The sequence below is a fragment of the Bacteroides sp. BFG-606 genome (assembly GCF_024788145.1).
GTDB lineage: Bacteria > Bacteroidota > Bacteroidia > Bacteroidales > Bacteroidaceae > Bacteroides > Bacteroides vicugnae.
Genome location: NZ_JANUIL010000001.1, coordinates 4,984,870 through 5,006,905, shown reverse-complemented (window position 1 = coordinate 5,006,905; position 22,036 = coordinate 4,984,870). Strand labels below are relative to the sequence as shown.

Here is a 22,036-nt window from a genome sequence, read left to right as displayed (position 1 = left end):
CTAAAAAACAGAATGTATCAACCAAAAAAGAAAAACGCGTATGAATTTACCAAAAGTGAAAATGCTGCAAGTCAGCAAGTGCCTTATCGGATTGGCGGTCATGATGCTGCAATCCTGCGACGTGGCCGACAACCGCCGCGACATGCTGTGCGGGAACTGGGAGAGCGTGGAGGGAAAACCTGACGTGCTTATCTACAAGGAGGGCGAAGCCTACAAAGTGACGGTGTTCCGTCGTAGCGGTCTGCGCCGCAAGCTCAAGCCGGAAACCTATCTCTTGCAGGAGGAGAACGGCAACCTGTTCATGAACACCGGCTTCCGCATCGACGTGTCCTACAACGAGGCCACGGATGTGCTGACTTTCTCGCCAAACGGGGACTATGTGCGGGTGAAGCCGCAGCCGGGACATCCGACCGAAGAATAACAACCACTAAAATCCAAAGTAACATGAGAACAAGAATAACAATGATTATCTGCCTGTGCCTGCTTTTCGCGGGCAGGGCAAGCGCACAGTGGGTCGTAAGCGATCCGGGCAATCTAGCGCAGGGCATCATCAATGCCTCCAAAAACATCATCCATACCTCCAAGACCGCCACGAACATGGTGAGCAACTTTCAGGAGACGGTGAAAATCTATCAGCAGGGCAAGAAGTATTACGATGCCCTCAAATCGGTGAACAATCTGGTCAAGGACGCCCGCAAGGTGCAGCAGACCATCCTGATGGTGGGCGACATCACAGACATCTATGTGAACAGTTTCCAACGGATGCTCCGTGACGGGAATTTCAGACCCGAAGAGCTTTCCGCAATCGCTTTCGGCTACACGAAACTGCTGGAGGAAAGCAACGAAGTGTTGACGGAACTCAGGAACGTGGTGAACATCACCACGCTCTCCATGACCGACAAGGAGCGCATGGACGTGGTGGAACGCTGCCACTCGAAGATGAAGCGTTACCGCAACCTCGTGAGCTACTACACGAACAAGAACATCTCCGTGAGTTACCTGCGTGCGAAAAAGAAGAACGACCTCGACCGCATCATGGGGCTGTACGGGAACATGAACGAAAGATACTGGTAGCCTATGAAGTTCGACAACCTTCATCAGATTTTACGTTCACTTTATGAGCAGATGATGCCGCTGTGTGGGGACATGGCTGGTGTGGCGAAAGGCATCGCCGGGCTGGGTGCGCTGTTCTACGTCGCCTACCGGGTATGGCAGTCGCTGGCGAGAGCTGAACCGATAGACGTATTCCCGATGCTCCGTCCTTTTGCCATCGGTCTGTGCATCATGTTCTTCCCGACTGTGGTGCTGGGCACGATAAACAGCATCCTCTCACCCGTCGTACAGGGCACGGCAAAGATGCTGGAGGCGGAAACGCTGGACATGAACCGATACCGGGAGCAGAAGGACAAACTGGAATACGAGGCGATGGTACGCAACCCCGAAACCGCCTACCTCGTGTCCAACGAGGAATTTGACAAGCAACTGGAGGAACTCGGCTGGTCGCCCTCCGACATGGTGACGATGGCGGGAATGTATATCGACCGGGGAATGTACAACATGAAGAAGAGCATCCGCGACTTCTTCCGCGAGATACTCGAACTGCTGTTCCAAGCCGCCGCCCTCGTGATAGACACCGTCCGCACCTTCTTTCTCGTGGTGCTGGCGATTCTCGGTCCGATAGCCTTCGCCCTGTCGGTATGGGACGGTTTCCAAAACACGCTCACGCAGTGGATATGCCGCTATATACAGGTCTATCTGTGGCTACCGGTATCGGACATGTTCAGCACCATACTGGCGAAGATACAGGTTCTGATGCTGCAAAACGACATCGAGCGGATGCAGGCAGACCCGAACTTCTCGCTGGATTCGAGCGACGGGGTGTATATCGTATTCCTCTGCATCGGCATCATCGGCTACTTTACCATTCCCACCGTTGCGGGCTGGATTATCCAAGCCGGAGGCATGGGCGGTTACGGTCGCAACGTGAACCAGATGGCGGGACGAGCCGGAAGCATGGCGGGCAGCGTGGCGGGTGCAGCCGCAGGAAACGCAGTCGGACGTGTCGGCAAATTGCTGAAATAATCAATGTGCAATCATAAATTGGAAAATATAAATGGAATTCAAATCACTTAGAAACATCGAATCGTCGTTCAGGCAGATACGCCTGTTCGGTATCGTCTTCCTCTCGCTGTGCGCCGTGGTGACGGTGTGGAGCGTGTGGAACTCCTACCGTTTCGCAGAGAAGCAACGGGAGAAAATCTATGTGCTGGACAACGGCAAGAGCCTGATGCTCGCCTTGTCTCAGGATTTGTCGCAGAACCGCCCGGCGGAGGCACGGGAACATGTGCGCCGTTTCCACGAGATGTTCTTCACGCTATCACCTGAAAAAAGCGCGATTGAACACAACGTGAAACGTGCCTTGCTGCTGGCGGACAAGAGCGTGTACCACTATTATTCGGACTTCGCGGAGAAGGGGTACTACAACCGCATCATCGCCGGGAACATCAACCAAGTGCTGAAGGTGGACAGCGTGGTGTGCGACTTCAACGCCTATCCCTACCGTGCCGTGACCTACGCCACACAGAAAATCATCCGGCAGAGCAACGTCACCGAGCGCAGCCTCGTGACCACCTGCCGCCTGCTGAACGCATCGCGGTCGGATGACAACCCGAACGGTTTTACCATCGAGGGTTTCACCATCATTGAGAACAAGGATTTACAGACTATCAAACGGTAACAGGACATGAAAAGTATCAGAAAATCAATGTGGGGCATGTATTGGAAACTCCACGACAAACGGAAACGCTTGGCGGCAAGTCTCAAAGGGTATCTGGACGGCTTGCCGCCGGAAACACGCCGCCGCATCGTGCTGGGGATGTTCGCCGCCTTCGCGGTGCTTGCCCTTTACACCTTCGGCAGAGCCGTCTATGACATCGGCAGGAACGACGGCTCACATATGGAAACGGGACACGCCGGACGGGTGGAACTGCCGACCCCGGCGGAAACAGGCAATCACTTAACACCTTATTTATATGGAACAGACAAAGAATGAACCGACGAAAGAGAACAAAGCTGCTCCCGAAACGGGGAAACCGAAAAAGGAGCGCGAACCGCTGACAGAGGCGCAACGGCTGAAACGGCAGAAGATGATCGTGCTGCCCGCTATGGTGTTGGTGTTCATCGGGGCGATGTGGCTGATATTCGCCCCGTCCTCCGGCAAGGAGCAACCGCCGGGAACGGACGGATACAACACCGAGATGCCCGACGCTGACAAGGCGAACCGGCAGATTATCGGCGACAAGCTGAAAGCCTACGAGCATGGGGAGATGGAAGAGCGTCAGGAGAGCCGCAACCGTGCCATCGGGCAGCTGGGCGACATGTTCGACCGCGAGATAGCGGGAACGGAGAACGGAGTGGACTTCGACCTCGCCAATCCGGGCGGCAAGGAAGAAAGGGCAAAGCCAGCCACGCCGCAGACCATCCAGTCCTCCGCAGCCGCCTACCGTGACCTGAACGCCACGCTCGGAAACTTCTACGACCAGCCGAAAAACGACAATGCGGAGATGGACGAATTGTTGGAGCGCATCGCATCGCTGGAGTCGGAACTGGAAAGCGAGAGGGGCAAGGCTTCCTCTATGGACGAGCAGGTGGCTCTTATGGAGAAGTCCTACGAGCTGGCGGCAAAGTACATGGGCGGTCAGAACGGAGGACAGCCATCGGCGGAACAGAGGGCAGAGCCAACTACCGTGCAGAAAGGGAAGAAGAACAAGGCAATGCCTATCAGACAGGTGGAGCATCAAGTAGTTTCTTCACTCTCACAGCCTATGAGTAACGCGGAGTTTGTCGCCGCCTTATCGCAGGAACGCAACCGGGGTTTCAACACGGCTGTCGGCACGGCGGAGGTATTGGACAGGAACACCATACCGGCGTGCGTGCATGGGGCGCAGAGCGTGACGGACGGGCAGACGGTAAGGCTGCGCCTGCTGGAGCCTATGGCGGTGGCAGGCAGGACAATACCCCGGGGTGCGGTGGTGGTCGGCACGGGCAAGATACAGGGTGAGCGGCTCGACATCGAGATTACCTCGCTGGAATACGACGGCACGATTATCCCCGTGGAGCTTGCGGTCTATGACACGGACGGACAGCCCGGCATCTTCATCCCGAACTCGATGGAGATGAACGCCGTCCGGGAGGTCGCCGCCAACATGGGCGGCTCGCTGGGAAGCAGCATCAACATCTCCACCAATGCCGGGGCGCAGCTCGCCTCCGACTTGGGCAAGGGGCTGATACAAGGCACGAGCCAGTACATCGCCAAAAAGATGCGAACCGTCAAGGTGCATCTGAAAGCCGGGTACAGGGTCATGCTTTACCAAGAAAAATATTGAAAACAATAAAAATTACCACTAAAATCCAAAAGTAATGAGAAAAGTAATCATCATGTTTGCCCTCGCTATGGGCATCATAACTGCCAACGCGCAGGAGAATGTAACCGTTGAAACGACCAACGGAAGTGAACAACCGACCTTGACGAAGGAGGTCTATCCGCAGAAGGAGGCGGACGGCGACCTATATCACGGGCTGTCACGCAAGCTGACCTTCGACCGCATGATACCGCCGCACGGTCTGGAAGTGACCTACGACAAGACCGTCCACGTCATTTTTCCGGCGGAGGTGCGCTATGTCGATTTAGGCTCGCCCGACCTGATTGCCGGGAAAGCCGACGGAGCGGAGAACATCATCCGTGTGAAGGCTACCGTAAGGAATTTTCCCAACGAAACGAATATGTCCGTCATCACGGAGGACGGCAGTTTCTACACCTTCAACGTGAAGTACGCCGCCGAACCGCTGTTGCTCAACGTGGAGATGTGCGACTTCATCCATGACGGCAGCACGGTGAACCGCCCGAACAACGCGCAGGAAATCTATCTGAAAGAGCTGGGCAGCGAAAGCCCGATGCTGGTGCGCCTTATCATGAAGTCCATCCACAAACAGAACAAGCGCGAGGTGAAGCATATCGGCTGCAAGCGTTTCGGCATCCAATACCTGTTGAAAGGCATCTACACGCACAACGGCTTGCTTTATTTCCACACGGAGATAAAGAACCAGAGCAACGTGCCTTTCGATGTGGACTACATCACTTGGAAAATCGTGGACAAGAAGGTTGCGAAGCGTACTGCCGTGCAGGAGCAGATTATTCTGCCGCTCCGCGCGCAGAACTACGCCACCCTCGTGCCGGGCAAAAAGAGCGAGCGCACGGTCTTCACGATGGCGAAGTTCACCATCCCCGATGACAAGTGCCTCGTGGTGGAATTGAACGAGAAGAACGGCGGCCGTCACCAGTCCTTCGTGATTGAGAACGAGGATTTGGTACGCGCGGGTACCATCAACGAACTTCAAGTACGCTGACCATGAGAAAGTACATCGCAATAATCATCGCGTCGCTTGCCCTTTTTACAGGGCAGGCGCACGCCCAGCGGTGTCTGCCGAAGATGCAGGGCATCGAGGTGAGGGCGGACATGGCGGACGGCTTCAATCTCGGCGGCAAGGACGGCGGGTACAGCTTCGGGGCGGCTCTCTCCACCTACACGAAGAAGGGGAACAAGTGGGTGTTCGGTGGCGAATACCTGTTGAAGAACAATCCCTACAAGGACACCAAGATACCCGTGGCGCAGTTCACGGCGGAGGGCGGCTATTACTTCAAGATACTGTCGGACGCCCGAAAGATTGTTTTCGTCTATGCCGGGGCTTCGGCTCTCGCCGGATATGAGGCGGTAAATTGGGGGAAGAAGGTGCTGCATGACGGCTCCACGCTGCACGACCGGGACGCCTTCATCTACGGCGGTGCGCTGACGCTCGATGTGGAGTGTTACGTGGCAGACCGTATCGCCCTGCTTGCCAACCTGCGGGAGCGTTGCCTTTGGGGTGGCGACACACGGAAGTTCCACACGCAGTTCGGGGTCGGTATCAAGTTCATCATCAACTGACACGGGCATGGAAAGGACGGAAATAGATGCTGTCAGAAGGATGCCGCTTGCGGATTTTCTCGCACGGCTGGGGCATGAGCCTGTCAGAAGGAGCGGTAACGAGCTGTGGTATCTTGCCCCGTACAGGGGCGAGCGCACATCCTCTTTCCGTGTGAACGTGGCGAAACAGCTCTGGTACGACTTCGGTTTGGGCAAGGGCGGCGACATCTTCACGCTTGCCGGGGAGTTTCTGCAAAGCGATGACTTCATGAAGCAAGCGAAGTTCATAGCGGAAGCCGCCAATATGACGGTTGCCGGATGGGAAAAGCCCGTCTATCTCTCGAAGCCGACCGAATCCGTTTTTGAGGATGTGGAGGTCGCTCCGCTGCTCCGCTCACTGCTGACGGAGTATTTAGAGGAACGGGGCATCCCTTACGCCATCGCATCCCGTCACTGCTGCCGCTTGAACTACGGTGTGCGTGGGAAACGGTATTTTGCCGTTGGCTTTCCGAACATGGCAGGTGGCTATGAAGTCAGAAGCCGATATTTCAAGGGTTGCATACCTCCGAAGTCTGTATCACTGGTAAAGGCGAATGACATCCCGGCTGACGAGTGCCTCGTGTTCGAGGGCTTCATGGACTTTCTCTCTGCCGTGACGCTTGGTGTAACCGGTAACGCTGACTGTCTTGTGCTGAACTCAGTCGCCAACGTGGAGAAGGCGGCGGGATTGCTGGACGGATACGGGCGCATCGGCTGCTTCCTCGACCGTGACGAAGCCGGACGGCGGACGCTTGCCGCACTTACCATGCGATACGGGGAACGTGTCACCGACCGTTCCTCCCTCTATGACGGTTGCAAGGACTTGAACGAGTACCTGCAACTGACAACGAAAAAAACAGAAAAACAACCATCTAAAAATCGAAGAACAATGAACATACTGAACAACAGAAACAAGAGAACATCAATATTCAAGGCAGTGGCGTTATGCCTGATAGCCGCCATGTCATTCACCCTCGTGTCATGTGACGATGACATGGACATCCAGCAGTCCTATCCCTTCACGGTGGAGGTCATGCCCGTGCCGAACAAGGTAGTAAAGGGGCAGACAGTGGAAATCCGCTGTGAACTGAAAAAGGAGGGCGACTTTTCGGGTACGCTCTATACCATCCGCTATTTCCAGTTCGAGGGGGAAGGCTCGCTCAAAATGGATAACGGCATCACCTTCCTGCCTAACGACCGCTACCTGCTGGAGAACGAAAAAATTCCGCCTGTACTACACGGCGGCGGGTGATGAGGCGCATAATTTCATCGTGGTGGTGGAGGATAACTTTAGCAACTCCTACGAACTGGAATTTGACTTCAACAACAGGAATGTAAAGGACGACGATCTTACCATCGTTCCCATCGGCAACTTCAGCCCCTTGTTGAAATGATGCGTGTATTCATGACAATGCTCTGTTCACTTCTGACGGTCTGTTCTGTGTCCGCGCAGATCAGCCGCCAAGAGGGAACGGACGGGCAGGCGGCAATCTACCGACTGCCGCTTATGGAACGTGCTTTTTTATGCTGCCGCTACTTTGAAGGCTGGCACTCAGAAAAACACTACCCATACGTCGGTTGGGGTCACAAACTTTTGCCAAACGAGAAGTATTCGGCACGAACCATGACAAAACGGGATGCGGATGAACTTTTGCGGAAAGACCTGCGCAAATTTGTCGCCATGTTCCGTAAATTCGGGGTTGATTCGATTTTGCTTGGCACGTTAGCTTACAATGTGGGACCGGCGAAGCTGTTAGGCAGCAAAACAATCCCCAAAAGCACCTTAATCAAGAAGCTGGAAGCTGGTGACAGGAACATCTACCGTGAGTATATAGCCTTCTGCAACTACAAAGGAAAACGCCACGCCATGCTGCTCAAACGGAGAAAGGCGGAGTTTGCGCTGTTGTATATCCCATAAAAGGACTGACAAAACTGGCAAAAGACGTGCCATATTTAACTTGGCACGTCTTTTGCTCTATCACTTGATAGATTATCGTAGGATTTTCTCGTTAATTGACATCGTTGAGCCATTTTTGCCTATCGGTTTCCAAATAACACTTCAAGTTGTAAGTGTTGTGAGAGCAATACAAAACATAGTTATTAACCATAAAAAGTATAGCGAAATTATGAAGAAAGTATTTAGGAAAATTCAGAAAGGAACAACAAAAATGATTGAACGTATCAAATCGTTGGGGGAAATGGAGACGAAGCAGAAATGTGTAGTTCAACGGTTCGAGATTATCATTCCCCTCCACCAAAAAATAACGACCCAATATATAGCCTCCGCAAGTTTTACTTGCGGATTTTTTAGTTATCGCAGATTGGACAAAGGTTTCTTTGCTACTTTCTTTGTCCGCCATCATGCTCACTGAAAGAAAGTAGGGCGGCTCTCGCCGCCCCGCCACTCAAAAGCGTGTGTAAAGTCCCGTCACCATCGTGAACATTTCCTCCAGCATATCAAAATAGATACCCTCGTGTACGGCAATGTCCTTTGTCTTGCACTCAAAGGTCTTTTTGCTGAACGTCCTGCGGTAGAAGCGCATATTGTAGAGGTCTGCCCCTTCGTCATAGATGATGTCAAGGCGGTTGGCACTTGTTTTGTTCCTTGCAAGGCTCATCCGTAAGCCGTTGCCCATATCTATGAAATCACGGCTACCTGTCATGGCGGTGAAGCGTTTTCCGCCTATCTGCTGTAATATCGTCTTGGCTATCATATCTTTTGTTTTTAGGGTTTTAAGTATTGGCGGTGCGGACACCGCCATCCCGTTCAAAATTCTCGCATTTCGGAAATGGGGGTCTGCCGTTGTAGCCACTCTTTCACACATTCCATATTGTACTCGCTCGTGATGACTGCCGTATGGCTGTCGGTGGCGGTGAAACGTGTGCTTTCGTAATCATCTATCCACCCCTTGAGGGTGTCCGTTCCCCACGCTCCGGTATCGTCAAAGATACCGTCCAATGCCGTGATAGGTTCGCTGAACTTGACTATCAGCGTTTGATAGGTCGTGTTCATAGTCTGTCCTCCTTTCCCTTCTTTGCGTTCAGCCACTTGTCCCGTGCGGCTCGGCACTCGTCCAACGTGGGTTTGACACAAGAGAACAATTCTCTGTCTATGGGGTGGCGGTAGTCGTACTGCACAAGTGTCCGCCTGCGTCTTCCGATACCCGATTGGAAACGCTCGTATTTCTCCGTACCTGCTTCCGCGCAGGTGCTTACTCCGTTGATGGTCATTCGTGTTGTCATAATGTTGCTTTTTAGATGGTTAAAAATGTACTGACAGAACTCTGTTCTTCATCACCATTTCGGGGTTGCTTGTGTAGCGTTGGTGCAGGTAGAAATGGTGTGAGCCGAAGCCGTAAAGGAAAAACTTGTCAAGTTCGTGCTTCTCGGCAAACTCCTTTACGCTCTTTCTCAATTCCCCCTCACTCGTTGTGAGAGTGAGGAGGTTCACAAATTCAAGGAACATCGTGGGGATTGCATCATCCCACACACAAATCATACTTTCAATTCTTACTTCCATATCAATGTTGTTTTAGGGGTTATGCTATGCCGCTTTCATCCGCTCACGGATAAGGTTGGCGTTCTTGTTCACAAGGTCTATGATGCGCTCGTGATATTCGGTGTCCTGGTTGTGCTTGCCGTGGCACTGCACCACTTCGAGGGTTCGCAAGTCCACCTCTACGGTTTCAATAATCTCATCGCCAATCCTTGCCGATAGTATGAGGGTGTCGGCTTTCTTGTAGTATCCACTGCCAAACACGCAGATGCCCTGCGTCTTGCCCTCGTTGTAATACTCGTCTATGCTTTCAAGCACCTTGACGATTATTTCCTCGTCCGTGATTACCAAGCCGAAGAATTTGGATTTGTTGGCGATGAAATCCTCCGCATCTTTCTTTCGTTGGAGTTGTCGCTGTTGCTCACGCTCACGCCTTTCAATCTCCCAACGGCGTTGCTCTGCGGCTCTTTCCTTCTCGTGTATGGCTTCAATTTTTCGGGTTGCGTTGTCGTGTGCCGCCATGAAATCTTCGGGACAGATGTTCTTCGGGTTACGGAGGTCTTGACCGAGTTTTTTGAGCATACGCAGATAGTCGCACCACATTGAGAGGTTGTCTATCTGATACTTGTGACGCTTGGCAATCAGATATGATGCCCAACATTCATCGGCAGTACGGGTATTGAAAAGAAAGTGTTTCATGACCTCAATCTCACCGCCTTTCATAAGGGTTTCAATTCTTGGGTCTGAAAGCAAGGCTTTGAAAAGACGCACGGGGGAGATGCCGTGGAAATCGCCCTTGAAGCCGTTACGTCTGAGTTGGGGCAATATCCTCATCTTTGGATATGCACAGCTTCTTGCCACCACATCATCGTATAGGCTGTTGTGCGGTCTTACCTCCATATCGCTGCCTAATGCCCACACATCGCAATAGCAGAAAAGGAAGCCACGGAGCAACGCCATGTCCGTAACCTTGCCGTCGGGTGAAATCCAACGCTGCACGACCTCGTGGCAGTAGAAACGCATCGGTTCGCCTTTCCTGCTCTCGCATCTGACCTGCGCCACGCGGATTACCTGATACCCTTTGCAGGTGGTTATCACGCTGAAATTCTGCGTTTCCTTGTAGATGCGTCTGCGTGTGTCCTGCACTTTGAGTTCGGCATGGCATTTGGGGCAGGTGCAGCCTTCAAGGGTGTCGCATAGTCCGCTGTCGCTGTGCCACTCGTGACCGCAGTCGGAACAGGTGATGTTCCCTTTCTTGGTGCGGTAGCCGATATGCTCAACGCAGTGGCGGTATGCCCAATCTATTTGTGTCGCTGATATGGGGCGAAGGTTGGCGGAAAGTCTTGCCACCTCTTTCTGTATCTTGGTCTTCGGTTTCATAAGCCTAAATCAAATAATGAGGGTTGGGGTTGGTTTTCTTTTCTCGCTGACGGTCTGTGGCGGTTCTGCAACTTGCGGAGTTCCTCCTCTTGGTATTTGCGGACAGCGTTCTGACGTGCCTCCGCCTTTTCCTCTGCCGTGAGTTTCACAACGTGGTTCACAACCACTTGGCAGTCCATCGGTTTGCCCACCTCTATCTCGTTTTCCTCATAGTAGTGGATGGCTTGCCCGAATATCTCTCCGTCCGTGAAACCGTTGCAACCGCTTTTCTGCACATAGTTCAGAATGTGGGTCACGCACTCGTCCATGTTCTTGGCAGGGTTGCGGTACTTCTTTGCAAATAGCGCATCTTCCTCCGCACGCTGTTCCAAGTACATATATATCGTTCTCTTGAAATGGTCTGTTCCTTTCATATCGCTGTCATTTTTAGATTATCTGTTTCAGTATCTCTCTCCAATAGGTCGGCTCTACCTCGCTGAGAAGGAAGTCCATGAAATCCCTCCGTGCGTCCTTGTTCAGTTCGTGGTACAATCTTCGGAAAGTTTCAAAATTGCCGTTGATGTACGTTTCCACCATATACACGAAGATGTTGTCCACCTCGTAATATCTGCACTGCTGCGCTGCCGTCTTGCTGTTTCTTTTTGCCATGTCGGTAAGGGTTAAAGGGTGAATAACCAAAGGATGAAGCCAAAGAAGGCAATGGTGGAAAGGATAGCCACGATTACACCTATCGCCACTCGGAACACTCCGTTTACAATCTCTCTGATGATGCCCCAAAGGATGCCGAACACCCCGAAGGCGGTGCGCATCATCAAGCCGCATATCGCCAACCCGATGTGTTGCGCCATTTGTCTGAAATTTGCCGTTGCCGTCATATCTTCGCTGTTTTTGATTTTTTTGTTTTTAATGCGGATTCAAGAGCTGAGGGAGTTGAGTTTCAAACTATCTTATCTGCCTCTCGTTTATCCGACATTTTTTTTATGCGTCTTTCTGTCGCATCGGTCGTTTTCGTTTCGGGTGCTTGAAAAGGTAGGGATTAGGGAATGCAAGGTTTTTCGGTCAAAATACTACCCGCAGGGCTGGAGATTTTTACCGAAAACAGGAGGCTTGACCTTGCTTTCCCGTCCAATCCCGGAATTACCTTTGCGCCCAGAACGAAAATGACTGACTGATGCGGCTTACTGAAAGGCGCAAAATGGAGGTAAACGAAAACAGAGGCAGATTGTGTAGAAAAAAACTTCAGGGGAAAATCCGTAAAAAAAAGAATCACCAAAAGGAAAAAGACATCACCGGAAGCGTGAAAAGGGCAAACCACAACAAAGGAAGTATGATTGTTTCCGATCCGACGGAACTTGTTCAGCCGGGTGGCAACAATCATTCTTCCCGGTTTGTCCGGCTGTGTGTGGGCGCCTGTTTCATTCATGGGGCAGGCTGACACACTCTGCATTCACTTTCCGCTTCCGGCAAAAGAGACAGCGAAAAAAGAAAAATCATTTGAAAACCCGTAAAAGCACCTCTTGGCATAGGCGCAAAAGAAAGGGGCATTGCTTCATCTGTCTAAACATCGTTTAGGCGTGAGGCAATGCCCTTTTCTCCAGCTATGCGGTAGTCGGCACACGTTTGTTCCAAACTCGTTTTGGGCAATGGTGTGCCGACGGACAATACCGCTTTTACGGAAAATTCTTATGAATGAGGGGATAAAAAACGGGAGTTTATATCAAAATCTCGAATTAAATAGCTACTTTTGCATACGAAGAGTTCTTTGAAGGTTACGCAACGCGCAGAAGGATAATGCAGTAGATAACTAACTAAATCGTAACCTATTACTATCAAGAGCAATTAACCTACGCTCATTTCCAATAAATTACACTCTTTTCGTAACTTCTCTTTGCAAAGGTACAAAAAACTTGTGGCTTGTGATGTATAGTAAATATAAAATGCTAATTTTGTATTAATAAACGCAATAAACTAGAGAATTATGAAAATGATAAAAAGATATGCAGGTATCTTGATGATGCTGACTTTATTGGTTGGCTTTACTTCGTGTGAAGACGATGAAGATATTTATGACGATTTGATGGGACGCACCTGGGTGGGTGATTTGTGGTTCGGTTCTGATTATAATCCGATAGAAAGTGGTATTCGCTTGGATAATAATGGGCTGGGAATAGACTATCAGGTTTATGATTATAATGGTAAATCTGCAGGTGATTTGCCTTTCCGGTGGTGGGTTGATTATGGCACATTGTACCTTGATTATGGACGTGATTTTGCTTTACGTGAGATAAGGGGCGTTCGTGTCAGAGGGCGTTATTTGCAAGGTGACCTGTATCTTGATGGAGGATATATTGATTATATTGAGTTGCAAATGCAATAGAATAAGATCTGATTTTAATAGAAAAAGGAGTTAAATCAAAATCAATTGATCTAACTCCTTTCCTTTTTTTGAGTGTAGTTTTATTTTTTCAAAAATAGCTTCTTGAACTCTGCCGGATAAGGCGTCTCGAACTCCATCAAATCTCCCGTTACCGGATGATAGAAACAAAGTTTGAAAGCATGGAGTGCCAGACGTCCGATAGGATTGGGGGAATCTTCTCTTCCATATCTTCCGTCACCGATAATGGGATGACCTAAATCCTGCATATGCACACGAATCTGGTTCTTCCGGCCGGTTTCCAGATCGAGCTCCAACAGGGAATATCCGTTGGCACGTTTGATTGTCCTGTAGTGGGTTATAGATTTTGAGCCGCCGTCATCATACTCGCTGGAACTTACATAAAGCGTTTTATCAGTCAGCCAGGAAACGACTGTATCATAATCTTTCTCCATATTACCTTCCACTACAGCTACATATCGGCGGTCGGTCACTATATCATGCCAGTTGTCGCGCAGGGTCCGCTGTGTTTTTTCGTCTTTGGCAAACATCATCAGACCGGAAGTGTCCCTGTCCAGGCGATGAACGATAAACACACGGAATTGACGTCCGGAGCGTTGCACATATTCATTGAGTATCGTGTAGGCCGTGCGCTCTTTCTGGCGTTCCGTATTGACTGATAAAAGTCCCTGCATCTTTTCGACAACAATGATATAGGCATCTTCATACACGATTTTCAGCAGTCTGTTATTAAATTCTTTCTTTCCTTTCTCTTTGCTGATTTGTACCTTCATGCCCGGTTCCAACGGGAAGTTGAATTGCGTGGTTATCACATTATCAACAAACACCACCCGCTTGCTTAGCAACGATTTCAATTTGGTGCGACTTGCGTCCGGCATCTTGGCAGCGAGGAACTCCATTAGTTCCATAGGTTCTTTCACTGCATAATTTGTATATTGAGCGCGTGCTTTTTCAGCAGGAGTTCTTCTGGGTCTTTTTTTCATTTCTTTTTCTTCTTTTGAGATTTTATTTTTCACCACAGATTACACACATTATAATAATCAATAATAAAAATCTGTGTTAACCTGTGTAATCTGCGGTGAACTTTTTATCGAAGTTCCAGTAACACAACATTTTCTACATGGTGAGTGTGAGGGAACATATCTACCGGTTGGACGGCTTTCACTTTATACTTCTCATCAAGCAACTGCAGATCCCGTGCTTGAGTGGCAGGGTTGCAGCTTACATAAACAATCCGTTTCGGTTCAGCAAACAAAATGACGTCAACCACATCCTGATGCATACCGGCACGGGGAGGGTCTGTGATAATTACATCCGGACGTCCATGCTGATTGATGAAATCCTGTGTCAGCATATCTTTCATGTCGCCGGCATAAAACAGTGCATTCTTGATATCATTGATTTCTGCATTTACCTTTGCGTCTTCAATAGCTTCCGGCACGTATTCGATACCGATCACCTGACGGGCTTGGCGTGAGACGAAGTTGGCGATTGTTCCTGTTCCTGTATAGAGGTCGTATACCAATTCGTTTCCTGTTAGTCCGGCAAAGTCACGGGCTACTTTATATAAATTATAAGCCTGTTCCGAGTTGGTCTGATAGAATGATTTCGGACCGACCTTGAAACGCAGTCCTTCCATCTCTTCAAAGATATGATCTTTCCCTTTAAATACGTGCACATCCAAATCATTGATGGTATCGTTGCACTTATTATTAATAATGTATAGAAGGGACGTGATTTCAGGGAAAGAGTCCGCTACGAATTGGAGTAACTGCTTGAACAGTTCCATTTCGTGCTCTTCCGTAATCTTACAAATAACGATCACCATCAGTTCCCCGGTTGAGGATGTGCGTACGATCATATTCCGCAGCATACCTTCCTGCGTGCGCAGATTGATGAAAGAGTAATCATGCTCGTAAGCATAGTCACGTATTGCATTCCGGATGCGGTTGGATATATCATCCTGCAACCAGCATTTCTCGATGGCCAGCACTTTGTCAAAGGCTCCCGGAATGTGGAAACCCACCGCATTCATCTGGTCATATTTCACATCCTGACGGACTTCCTCATTAGTCAGCCAGCGTTTGTTTGAAAAGGTGAACTCCAGTTTGTTTCTGTAGAATTCCGTTTTGGCAGAACCGAGAATCGGGGAAATTTCGGGAAGTTCGATCTTTCCGATACGTCTCAAATTATCTTCCACTTGCTTTTGCTTATACCTGATTTGCTCCGAATAGGGGAGCACTTGCCACTTGCAGCCACCGCATACGCCATAGTGTTGGCAGAAAGGAACAGCGCGATTGGGTGACAGCTCGTGAAACTTCACCGCTTCAGCTTCGGCATATTTATTCTTTTTACGCTTGATTTGCAGGTCTACCACATCACCCGGCACTACATAGGGAACAAAAATCACCAGGTCGTTTACTTTTGCGATGGCTTTTCCTTCGGCAGCCACATCCATGATTGTTACCTTCTCCAATAAGGGAAGCTCTTTTTTCTTTCTTGCCACTTTTACACCAGTCTAATAATTACTTTGCAAAAGTAGGTATTTTTTTTGGAAAAAAATCGGGTATATAGAAATATTCCGGATTGTAATGTCGAAATTGCATTTTGATAGAAAGTTTTTTCGCAAAAAGTTTTCAAGTTTGCGAAATATCCTTAGATTTGCGAAAAGATAATAGTCATAATGTAACTTTAAACACAATATTATGGATAAAAAAGAGTTTATACCTTTGGTAATGGTCAGGCAGAAGGAAAAGCTGACATGAAGAATTTGCTCGGTGGTAAGGGAGCCAACCTTGCTGAAATGAATTTAATCGGAATTCCTGTCCCTCCCGGATTCACAATAACTACAGATGTTTGTACGGAATATAATACGCTAGGGCGTGATAAAGTGGTTGAGCTGCTGAAAGATGAAGTAGTAAAAGCGATCGCCCATGTGGAAGCGTTGATGAAATCTAAATTCGGTGACATTGAAAATCCTTTGTTGGTGTCTGTACGTTCCGGTGCACGCGCATCTATGCCGGGTATGATGGATACGATTTTGAATTTGGGATTGAATGATGAAGTGGTAGAAGGAATTATCCGTAAGACTGGTAATGCACGCTTTGCATGGGACTCTTATCGTCGTTTTGTACAGATGTACGGTGATGTGGTTCTGGGCATGAAGCCTACCAATAAAGATGATATCGACCCGTTTGAAGCCATTATCGAAGAGGTGAAGAAAGCGAAAGGGGTGGAACTGGATAACGAGCTGAAAGTGGAAGACTTGCAGGAACTCGTAAAGAAATTTAAAGCTGCCGTGAAGGAACAGACGGGAAAAGATTTCCCGACTTGTGCATACGAACAACTGTGGGGAGCTATCTGTGCCGTATTTGATTCATGGATGAATGAACGCGCTATTCTTTACCGTAAGATGGAAAGTATACCTGATGAATGGGGGACGGCTGTCAATGTACAGGCTATGGTATTCGGTAATATGGGTGATACTTCGGCTACAGGTGTGTGTTTCTCACGTGATGCCGGTACAGGTGAAGACCTTTTCAACGGTGAATACCTGATCAACGCGCAAGGTGAAGACGTTGTGGCCGGTATTCGTACTCCGCAACAGATCACCAAGATCGGTTCTCAACGTTGGGCTGTGTTGGCTGGCGTTACCGAAGATGTTCGCGCGGCGAAGTTCCCTTCCATGGAAGAGGCAATGCCGGAAATTTATAAAGAACTGGATGCTCTTCAGACCAAACTGGAAAATCACTATAAAGATATGCAGGACATGGAGTTCACCGTACAGGAAGGTAAACTTTGGTTCCTTCAGACGCGTAACGGTAAACGTACGGGTGCTGCCATGGTGAAGATTGCTATGGATTTGCTCCGTCAGGGCATGATTGACGAAAAGACTGCTTTGATGCGTGTGGAGCCGAATAAACTGGACGAACTGCTTCATCCTGTATTTGATAAAGATGCTTTGAAGAAAGCCAAAGTGCTGACTCGTGGTCTTCCGGCTTCTCCGGGTGCCGCAACCGGCCAGATTGTATTCTTCGCTGATGACGCTGCTGAATGGCATGCTGCCGGTAAACGCGTGGTGATGGTTCGCATCGAGACTTCTCCGGAAGACTTGGCGGGTATGGCAGTTGCCGAAGGTATTCTGACGGCTCGTGGCGGTATGACTTCTCATGCTGCTGTGGTGGCTCGTGGCATGGGTAAGTGCTGTGTATCGGGTGCGGGTGCATTGAATATTGATTATAAGAACCGTACTGTAGAAATCGACGGCGTTGTTTTGAAAGAAGGAGATTATATTTCTTTGAACGGAAGTACAGGTGTGGTATATAATGGCAAGGTGGAAACGAAAGCTGCAGAACTTTCCGGTGACTTTGCAGAATTGATGACATTGGCTGATAAATATACCCGTTTGCAGGTACGTACGAATGCGGATACTCCTCATGATGCGGAAGTCGCCCGTAACTTCGGTGCGGTAGGTATCGGTCTTTGCCGTACGGAGCATATGTTCTTCGAGGGTGAAAAGATCAAGGCAATGCGTGAAATGATTCTGGCAGAAAATGCGGAAGGACGTCGGAAAGCATTGGCTAAGATTCTTCCATACCAACAGGAAGATTTTAAGGGTATCTTTAAAGCAATGGCAGGTTGTCCGGTAACTGTCCGTTTGCTCGATCCTCCTTTGCACGAGTTCGTTCCTCACGATTTGAAAGGACAGCAGGAAATGGCAGATACTATGGGGGTGAGCTTGCAATATATCCAGCAGCGTGTAGAATCACTGTGTGAGCATAACCCGATGTTGGGTCACCGTGGTTGCCGTCTGGGAAATACTTATCCTGAAATTACACAGATGCAGACACGTGCCATCTTAGGTGCTGCATTGGAACTGAAGAAAGAAGGAGTGGAAACTCATCCGGAAATCATGGTTCCGTTGACTGGTATCCTGTATGAATTCAAGGAGCAGGAAAATGTAATCCGCTCGGAAGCAAAGAAGTTGTTTGAGGAAGTGGGAGATAGTATCGACTTCAAAGTTGGTACAATGATCGAAATCCCGCGTGCAGCTTTGACTGCCGACCGTATCGCTTCTTCTGCCGAGTTCTTCTCATTCGGTACAAATGACTTGACGCAGATGACTTTCGGTTATTCTCGTGATGATATAGCTTCTTTCCTTCCTGTTTATCTGGAAAAGAAGATTTTAAAAGTGGATCCGTTCCAGGTTCTCGACCAGAATGGTGTGGGACAATTGGTACGTATGGCTACAGAAAAGGGCCGTGCTATCCGTCCGGATCTGAAATGTGGTATTTGTGGTGAACATGGTGGTGAGCCTTCTTCTGTGAAGTTCTGCCACCGGGTAGGTTTGAACTACGTTAGTTGTTCTCCGTTCAGAGTGCCGATTGCCAGACTGGCGGCGGCGCAAGCTGCAATCGAGGAATAGCACGATATAGCTGATACTCAATAAAATAGGCGGTATGCTTTTCATTTACAAAGGCTTACCGCCTATTGTATTTTTAAAAGGTACGTTCATTCCGCACGGAAAATGAGCGTAATAAACGCAAATGTTTAGAGAATGTTGTTGTGCTTTTCGTTGGGTGTTTAGAGCGTGTTTAGAGCCGTAATTGATGATATGACAGAAAGTTAAGACATTGGAAGCTGTTTGGAATAAATTTAAATAATAATATAATAAAGACATAGAACGATATGGCAACATTTAAAGCGTGTGTTCAAAAAGAACGCAAGGACGGATTTTATCCGGTTTATATCAGAGTTACCCACCATAGGGGGACACAATTCATGAAGACCGACAAGATGGTCACGAAGAAAGAACTTTCCAGAGCGAAAGAAATCGAAGACCCCTACGTGCTTCAGTATTGTGCCGGGCGGATAGTGGAATATAACGAGCGGCTCAACAAAAAAGACATTGAACATTGGACGGTCAAGGAAGTGGTGGATTTTCTTACGAACGGCAATGACGATATTTGTTTTTCGGATTATGCGAGAGTGCATATCGACAGAATGATTGACCGTGGGCAGGAAAGGAATGCCAAGAACTACAAGCTTGCCCTACAACATCTGGAACGGTTCATCGGAACCAACCAAGTGATGTTCGCTCAGTTGACCTCTACGCAGGTGAACAAATGGATAAAGTCGCTTGAACAGACACATAGGGCAAAGGAAATGTATCCAATCTGTATGCGTCAGGTATTTAAAGCCGCCATGTTGGAGTACAACGATTACGATAACGGTATAATCCGTATCAAAGTCAACCCATGGGTGAAAGTGGAAATACCAACGGCTGATCGTGCGGAGAAGCTTGCCATTACCCCCGAAGCATGTCGGGAGTTCTTTTCATTCCCTCTGCCGGAAAGTAAGATGAAATATCCACAGACGGAGTTCGGGCGTGATGTTGCTATGATGGTGCTTTGCCTTGCAGGAATCAACACGATTGACCTGTACAATCTAAGAAAGCAGGATTACCGGAACGGAATTATCCATTACCAACGGGCCAAAACGAAGAAGTTCCGTGCGGATGGTGCGTATATGGAAATGCGGGTGCCAGCAATCATCCAGCCGCTATTTGAAAAGTACATGAACACGGCAAAAGATGATGAGCGTTTGTTCAATTTCTATCAGCGCATGACTACATCGGACAGTTTTTGCGCCAATGTCAACAGTGGGATAAGGCAATTATGCAAGGCTATGGGAATGCCAAAGGAAGAGTGGTATTCGGCTTACACGTTCCGGCATACATGGGGAACAGTAGCTCAGAATGATGTACGTGCCTCTATCTCGGAAGTGGCGTTTGGCATGAACCATAGCAATGGACACAACGTAACACGAGGGTATATCAAGATTGACTTCTCCCCTGCTTGGGAACTGAACGAGAAAGTAATTGATTTCATTTTCTTCTCCGGTAAGGCTTCTGTACGTGAGCAGAAACAGGAGGATGTGCATTTCCGCTTGTCATACCGCTATATGGTGAATGCGGCTGCATACCACAACGGGCAAAAGGTGGCGGGACTGACCGATGTAGGCTTCAACAATGTGGACGAGGTGATTGCCCGGCTCGTAACTATGCTGCCGGATGATATTCCGAACCGTTCAATGGTGATGTTCAAAATCGTCAACCTCGACAAAGACCAGACGGTGGTGTACCAACGGCAGAAAGGGAAAGGATTCTGATTTTTTTTGTGACTTCACGAAATGATATAAGCCTGCAAGGTATTTTTCTTTGTAGGCTTTCTTTTTTATTCAATTTTTATTCTTGCCCTAAAATCGAAAATTTCTTCACGTGCGCACGCACGCGCGGTAGATGTAGTAGTAGATATATATATTTATTTTATGGTATATCTTCCGAAGAAATGGGATATAATTGTACATTTATTGCTATTTCTTCCGAAGAAATACCCTTTTCTTCCGAAGAAATGTACATTTATGGCTGTTTCCTCCGAAGAAATACCCCTTTTCTGTACATTTATGGTTATTTCTTCTGAAGAAATAAATGTAATATCTTCTGAAATTATGTCAAAAAATAGCTCATTTCAGCCATTTCAGAAGATTTTTGAGGTACTTTTGAGCTGATTTTCGCATAAAAAATTCAATCTGTACAAGAATGTACATTTATGCGTGTTTTTTCCGAAGAAATACCCCTTTCCTGTACAATTAAGGCAATATCTTCCGAAGAAATCCGAAGAAATGGGATATAATTGTACATTTATTGCTATTTCTTCCGAAGAAATACCCTTTTCTTCAGAAGAAATTTTACGGTCTGGACATGAAAAAAGCGACATTCTCTCGAACATCGCTTCAAAGCAAATCAGTAAAATCGCCCCCTTTTCGGGTTGGGGTTCCCTTGACACATGAAGACAATCTAAAGTAGAGGGTAATAGATTATTCTTCCTCGTCTTCTTCTCCGGCAAGTTTGGCAAGCTTGTCCTCAATGGTGAGTTTGACCTCGCCATCGTCTATGCTGATATTCTTAGGCATGATGATTTTAATGAACTCTGTCGACACTTTCACCCTGTCTTTGGGGTCAAGTTCCATGAAGTCCTGCATTATTAGTGGCATCACATCTCCTTCGGGTATAGTGTTGTGCGTTTCAAGCCATTTCTCAATCATCCCTTTTGCCAGTGCCGTTATTTTGTTGGGCGTACCTTTTTGCCGCCCTCCGGTCTTTTTTCCTATTGCCATAATGATCTGTATGTAAAAAGATAAAATGATGATGCGAAGATAACGGCTTACTTTCGCACGCAAGGTATAACTTTTAATAATCAAAAACTAAAGTCTTATGGGTTTAATAGGAAGTGCCATAGGTGCAGTAGGCAGCATTTTCGGTGGAATCAAGGCATCCAAGGCCATGAAGAAAGCAAAACGTAATGTTGAGGCTCAACGGCAAAAGAATCAGGACTGGTACGACAGGCGGTACAACGAGGATGCCACTCAGCGGGCTGACGCACAACGCATCCTTACGCAAACTGAAGAGAGTATAAAACAACGTAACAAAGCCGCTGCCGGTAGTGCAGCCGTCATGGGCGGTACTGATGAAAGTGTGGCAGCGGCCAAAGAAGCGAACAACAAGGCTCTTGCCGATGCAACATCACAGATTGCCGCTGATGCAGAAGCACGTAAGGACAATATCGAAGCCACTTATATGCAAAACGACAATGCTTTCGTGGAACAGCTTAACGCCATTGAGCAAGGCAAGGCCAATGCCATATCGGGAGCTGTACAAGGAGTAACTAATGCGGTAAGTCAAATGCCTTTCTAAACTATTTC

Annotated in this window: 26 protein-coding genes and 3 pseudogenes; 17 read left to right on the top strand and 12 right to left on the bottom strand. The window is 48.5% G+C overall.

Annotated elements, in window-relative coordinates; genetic code table 11:
- Positions 1-40: 40 nt before the first annotated feature.
- The 12 genes and pseudogenes from NXV01_RS19200 to NXV01_RS25925 all read left to right on the top strand — a co-directional run bounded on the left by NXV01_RS19200 (position 41) and on the right by NXV01_RS25925 (position 8,374).
- Positions 41-421, top strand: a complete 381-nt coding sequence (locus tag NXV01_RS19200) for a DUF3876 domain-containing protein (RefSeq protein WP_004291516.1) — start codon at positions 41-43, stop codon at positions 419-421.
- Between the two features lie 23 nt (positions 422-444).
- Positions 445-1,074 carry a DUF4141 domain-containing protein gene (locus tag NXV01_RS19195; protein WP_004304283.1) on the top strand — a complete coding sequence of 210 codons (630 nt, stop codon included), beginning with the start codon at positions 445-447 and terminating at the stop codon, positions 1,072-1,074.
- A gap of 3 nt (positions 1,075-1,077) precedes the next feature.
- Positions 1,078-2,082 (top strand): conjugative transposon protein TraJ, encoded by a 1,005-nt coding sequence (gene traJ / locus NXV01_RS19190; RefSeq protein WP_004291518.1) that lies wholly within the window; start codon positions 1,078-1,080, stop codon positions 2,080-2,082.
- A gap of 31 nt (positions 2,083-2,113) precedes the next feature.
- Positions 2,114-2,737 (top strand): conjugative transposon protein TraK, encoded by a 624-nt coding sequence (traK, locus tag NXV01_RS19185; protein ID WP_004291519.1) that lies wholly within the window; start codon positions 2,114-2,116, stop codon positions 2,735-2,737.
- A 6-nt stretch (positions 2,738-2,743) separates the two neighbouring features.
- Positions 2,744-3,052: a TraL conjugative transposon family protein gene (locus NXV01_RS19180; RefSeq protein WP_004291520.1), complete on the top strand. Its 309-nt coding sequence runs from the start codon at positions 2,744-2,746 to the stop codon at positions 3,050-3,052.
- Positions 3,033-4,385, top strand: coding sequence for a conjugative transposon protein TraM (gene traM / locus NXV01_RS19175; RefSeq protein ID WP_004291521.1), 1,353 nt, complete (start codon positions 3,033-3,035; stop codon positions 4,383-4,385). Before NXV01_RS19180 ends, traM begins: the two co-directional genes overlap by 20 nt.
- A 34-nt stretch (positions 4,386-4,419) precedes the next feature.
- Complete coding sequence (traN, locus tag NXV01_RS19170) at positions 4,420-5,406, top strand: conjugative transposon protein TraN (RefSeq protein WP_004291522.1); 987 nt, start codon at positions 4,420-4,422, stop codon at positions 5,404-5,406.
- Positions 5,407-5,408: 2 nt separating this feature from the next.
- On the top strand, positions 5,409-5,984 hold the full coding sequence (locus NXV01_RS19165) for a conjugal transfer protein TraO (RefSeq protein WP_004291523.1): 576 nt from the start codon (positions 5,409-5,411) through the stop codon (positions 5,982-5,984).
- A gap of 7 nt (positions 5,985-5,991) precedes the next feature.
- Positions 5,992-6,895 (top strand): annotated as a pseudogene (locus NXV01_RS19160) (toprim domain-containing protein).
- Positions 6,892-7,396: pseudogene (locus tag NXV01_RS19155) on the top strand (DUF3872 domain-containing protein). The pseudogenes NXV01_RS19160 and NXV01_RS19155 overlap by 4 nt, the downstream one beginning before the upstream one ends.
- Positions 7,393-7,920 (top strand): glycoside hydrolase family protein, encoded by a 528-nt coding sequence (locus NXV01_RS19150; protein WP_004291526.1) that lies wholly within the window; start codon positions 7,393-7,395, stop codon positions 7,918-7,920. Before NXV01_RS19155 ends, NXV01_RS19150 begins: the two are co-directional and overlap by 4 nt.
- A gap of 64 nt (positions 7,921-7,984) precedes the next feature.
- On the top strand, positions 7,985-8,374 hold the full coding sequence (locus NXV01_RS25925; protein WP_004291527.1) for a hypothetical protein: 390 nt from the start codon (positions 7,985-7,987) through the stop codon (positions 8,372-8,374).
- Between the two features lie 33 nt (positions 8,375-8,407).
- Here the strand turns inward: NXV01_RS25925 and NXV01_RS19140 are convergent, their stop codons facing one another.
- From NXV01_RS19140 to NXV01_RS26060, 9 genes are all read right to left on the bottom strand, one after another.
- On the bottom strand, positions 8,408-8,716 hold the full coding sequence (locus NXV01_RS19140) for a hypothetical protein (RefSeq protein WP_004304290.1): 309 nt from the start codon (positions 8,714-8,716) through the stop codon (positions 8,408-8,410).
- A gap of 53 nt (positions 8,717-8,769) precedes the next feature.
- Positions 8,770-9,015 (bottom strand): DUF6956 domain-containing protein, encoded by a 246-nt coding sequence (locus tag NXV01_RS19135; protein ID WP_004291529.1) that lies wholly within the window; start codon positions 9,013-9,015, stop codon positions 8,770-8,772.
- Positions 9,012-9,245 carry a DUF3873 domain-containing protein gene (locus tag NXV01_RS19130; RefSeq protein ID WP_004304291.1) on the bottom strand — a complete coding sequence of 78 codons (234 nt, stop codon included), beginning with the start codon at positions 9,243-9,245 and terminating at the stop codon, positions 9,012-9,014. Before NXV01_RS19130 ends, NXV01_RS19135 begins: the two co-directional genes overlap by 4 nt.
- 19 nt (positions 9,246-9,264) lie before the next feature.
- On the bottom strand, positions 9,265-9,522 hold the full coding sequence (locus NXV01_RS19125; RefSeq protein ID WP_004291531.1) for a hypothetical protein: 258 nt from the start codon (positions 9,520-9,522) through the stop codon (positions 9,265-9,267).
- 24 nt (positions 9,523-9,546) lie between these two features.
- The gene (locus NXV01_RS19120) at positions 9,547-10,878 is read right to left on the bottom strand and encodes a PcfJ domain-containing protein (RefSeq protein WP_004291532.1); all 1,332 of its coding nucleotides are present in this window, start codon (positions 10,876-10,878) and stop codon (positions 9,547-9,549) included.
- Positions 10,875-11,291, bottom strand: a complete 417-nt coding sequence (locus NXV01_RS19115; RefSeq protein ID WP_004291533.1) for a PcfK-like family protein — start codon at positions 11,289-11,291, stop codon at positions 10,875-10,877. Before NXV01_RS19115 ends, NXV01_RS19120 begins: the two co-directional genes overlap by 4 nt.
- 13 nt (positions 11,292-11,304) lie before the next feature.
- Positions 11,305-11,526: a hypothetical protein gene (locus NXV01_RS19110; RefSeq protein WP_004291534.1), complete on the bottom strand. Its 222-nt coding sequence runs from the start codon at positions 11,524-11,526 to the stop codon at positions 11,305-11,307.
- An 11-nt stretch (positions 11,527-11,537) separates the two neighbouring features.
- Complete coding sequence (locus tag NXV01_RS19105; RefSeq protein WP_004291535.1) at positions 11,538-11,753, bottom strand: hypothetical protein; 216 nt, start codon at positions 11,751-11,753, stop codon at positions 11,538-11,540.
- A gap of 161 nt (positions 11,754-11,914) precedes the next feature.
- Positions 11,915-12,325, bottom strand: a complete 411-nt coding sequence (locus NXV01_RS26060; protein ID WP_004291538.1) for a hypothetical protein — start codon at positions 12,323-12,325, stop codon at positions 11,915-11,917.
- A gap of 106 nt (positions 12,326-12,431) precedes the next feature.
- Between NXV01_RS26060 and NXV01_RS25920 the strand changes: the two genes are divergently transcribed.
- Both NXV01_RS25920 and NXV01_RS19095 read left to right on the top strand, forming a co-directional pair.
- A complete protein-coding gene (locus NXV01_RS25920; protein WP_007567577.1) occupies positions 12,432-12,644 on the top strand; it encodes a hypothetical protein in 213 nt (70 codons plus the stop codon).
- Positions 12,645-12,856: 212 nt separating this feature from the next.
- Entirely contained in the window at positions 12,857-13,255 is a 399-nt protein-coding gene (locus NXV01_RS19095) for a hypothetical protein (protein ID WP_148366982.1), read from the top strand.
- Between the two features lie 80 nt (positions 13,256-13,335).
- On the opposite strand, the gene NXV01_RS19090 is transcribed toward NXV01_RS19095, so the two are convergent.
- Both NXV01_RS19090 and rlmD read right to left on the bottom strand, forming a co-directional pair.
- Positions 13,336-14,256, bottom strand: coding sequence for an RluA family pseudouridine synthase (locus tag NXV01_RS19090; RefSeq protein ID WP_099145921.1), 921 nt, complete (start codon positions 14,254-14,256; stop codon positions 13,336-13,338).
- Between the two features lie 104 nt (positions 14,257-14,360).
- Positions 14,361-15,731 carry a 23S rRNA (uracil(1939)-C(5))-methyltransferase RlmD gene (gene rlmD / locus NXV01_RS19085; protein WP_259023465.1) on the bottom strand — a complete coding sequence of 457 codons (1,371 nt, stop codon included), beginning with the start codon at positions 15,729-15,731 and terminating at the stop codon, positions 14,361-14,363.
- A 255-nt stretch (positions 15,732-15,986) separates the two neighbouring features.
- Between rlmD and ppdK the strand changes: the two are divergent.
- A pseudogene (gene ppdK, locus NXV01_RS19080) lies at positions 15,987-18,698 on the top strand (pyruvate, phosphate dikinase); the annotation flags it as partial.
- 263 nt (positions 18,699-18,961) lie between these two features.
- On the top strand, positions 18,962-20,443 hold the full coding sequence (locus NXV01_RS19075) for a phage integrase SAM-like domain-containing protein (RefSeq protein ID WP_032945443.1): 1,482 nt from the start codon (positions 18,962-18,964) through the stop codon (positions 20,441-20,443).
- Positions 20,444-21,151: 708 nt separating this feature from the next.
- Here NXV01_RS19075 and NXV01_RS19070 read toward each other — a convergent pair.
- Positions 21,152-21,535: a hypothetical protein gene (locus NXV01_RS19070; RefSeq protein WP_227236762.1), complete on the bottom strand. Its 384-nt coding sequence runs from the start codon at positions 21,533-21,535 to the stop codon at positions 21,152-21,154.
- Between the two features lie 13 nt (positions 21,536-21,548).
- On the opposite strand from NXV01_RS19070, the gene NXV01_RS19065 reads away from it, so the two are divergent.
- Entirely contained in the window at positions 21,549-22,028 is a 480-nt protein-coding gene (locus tag NXV01_RS19065) for a hypothetical protein (RefSeq protein WP_032945450.1), read from the top strand.
- The last annotated feature ends 8 nt before the right edge of the window (positions 22,029-22,036 follow it).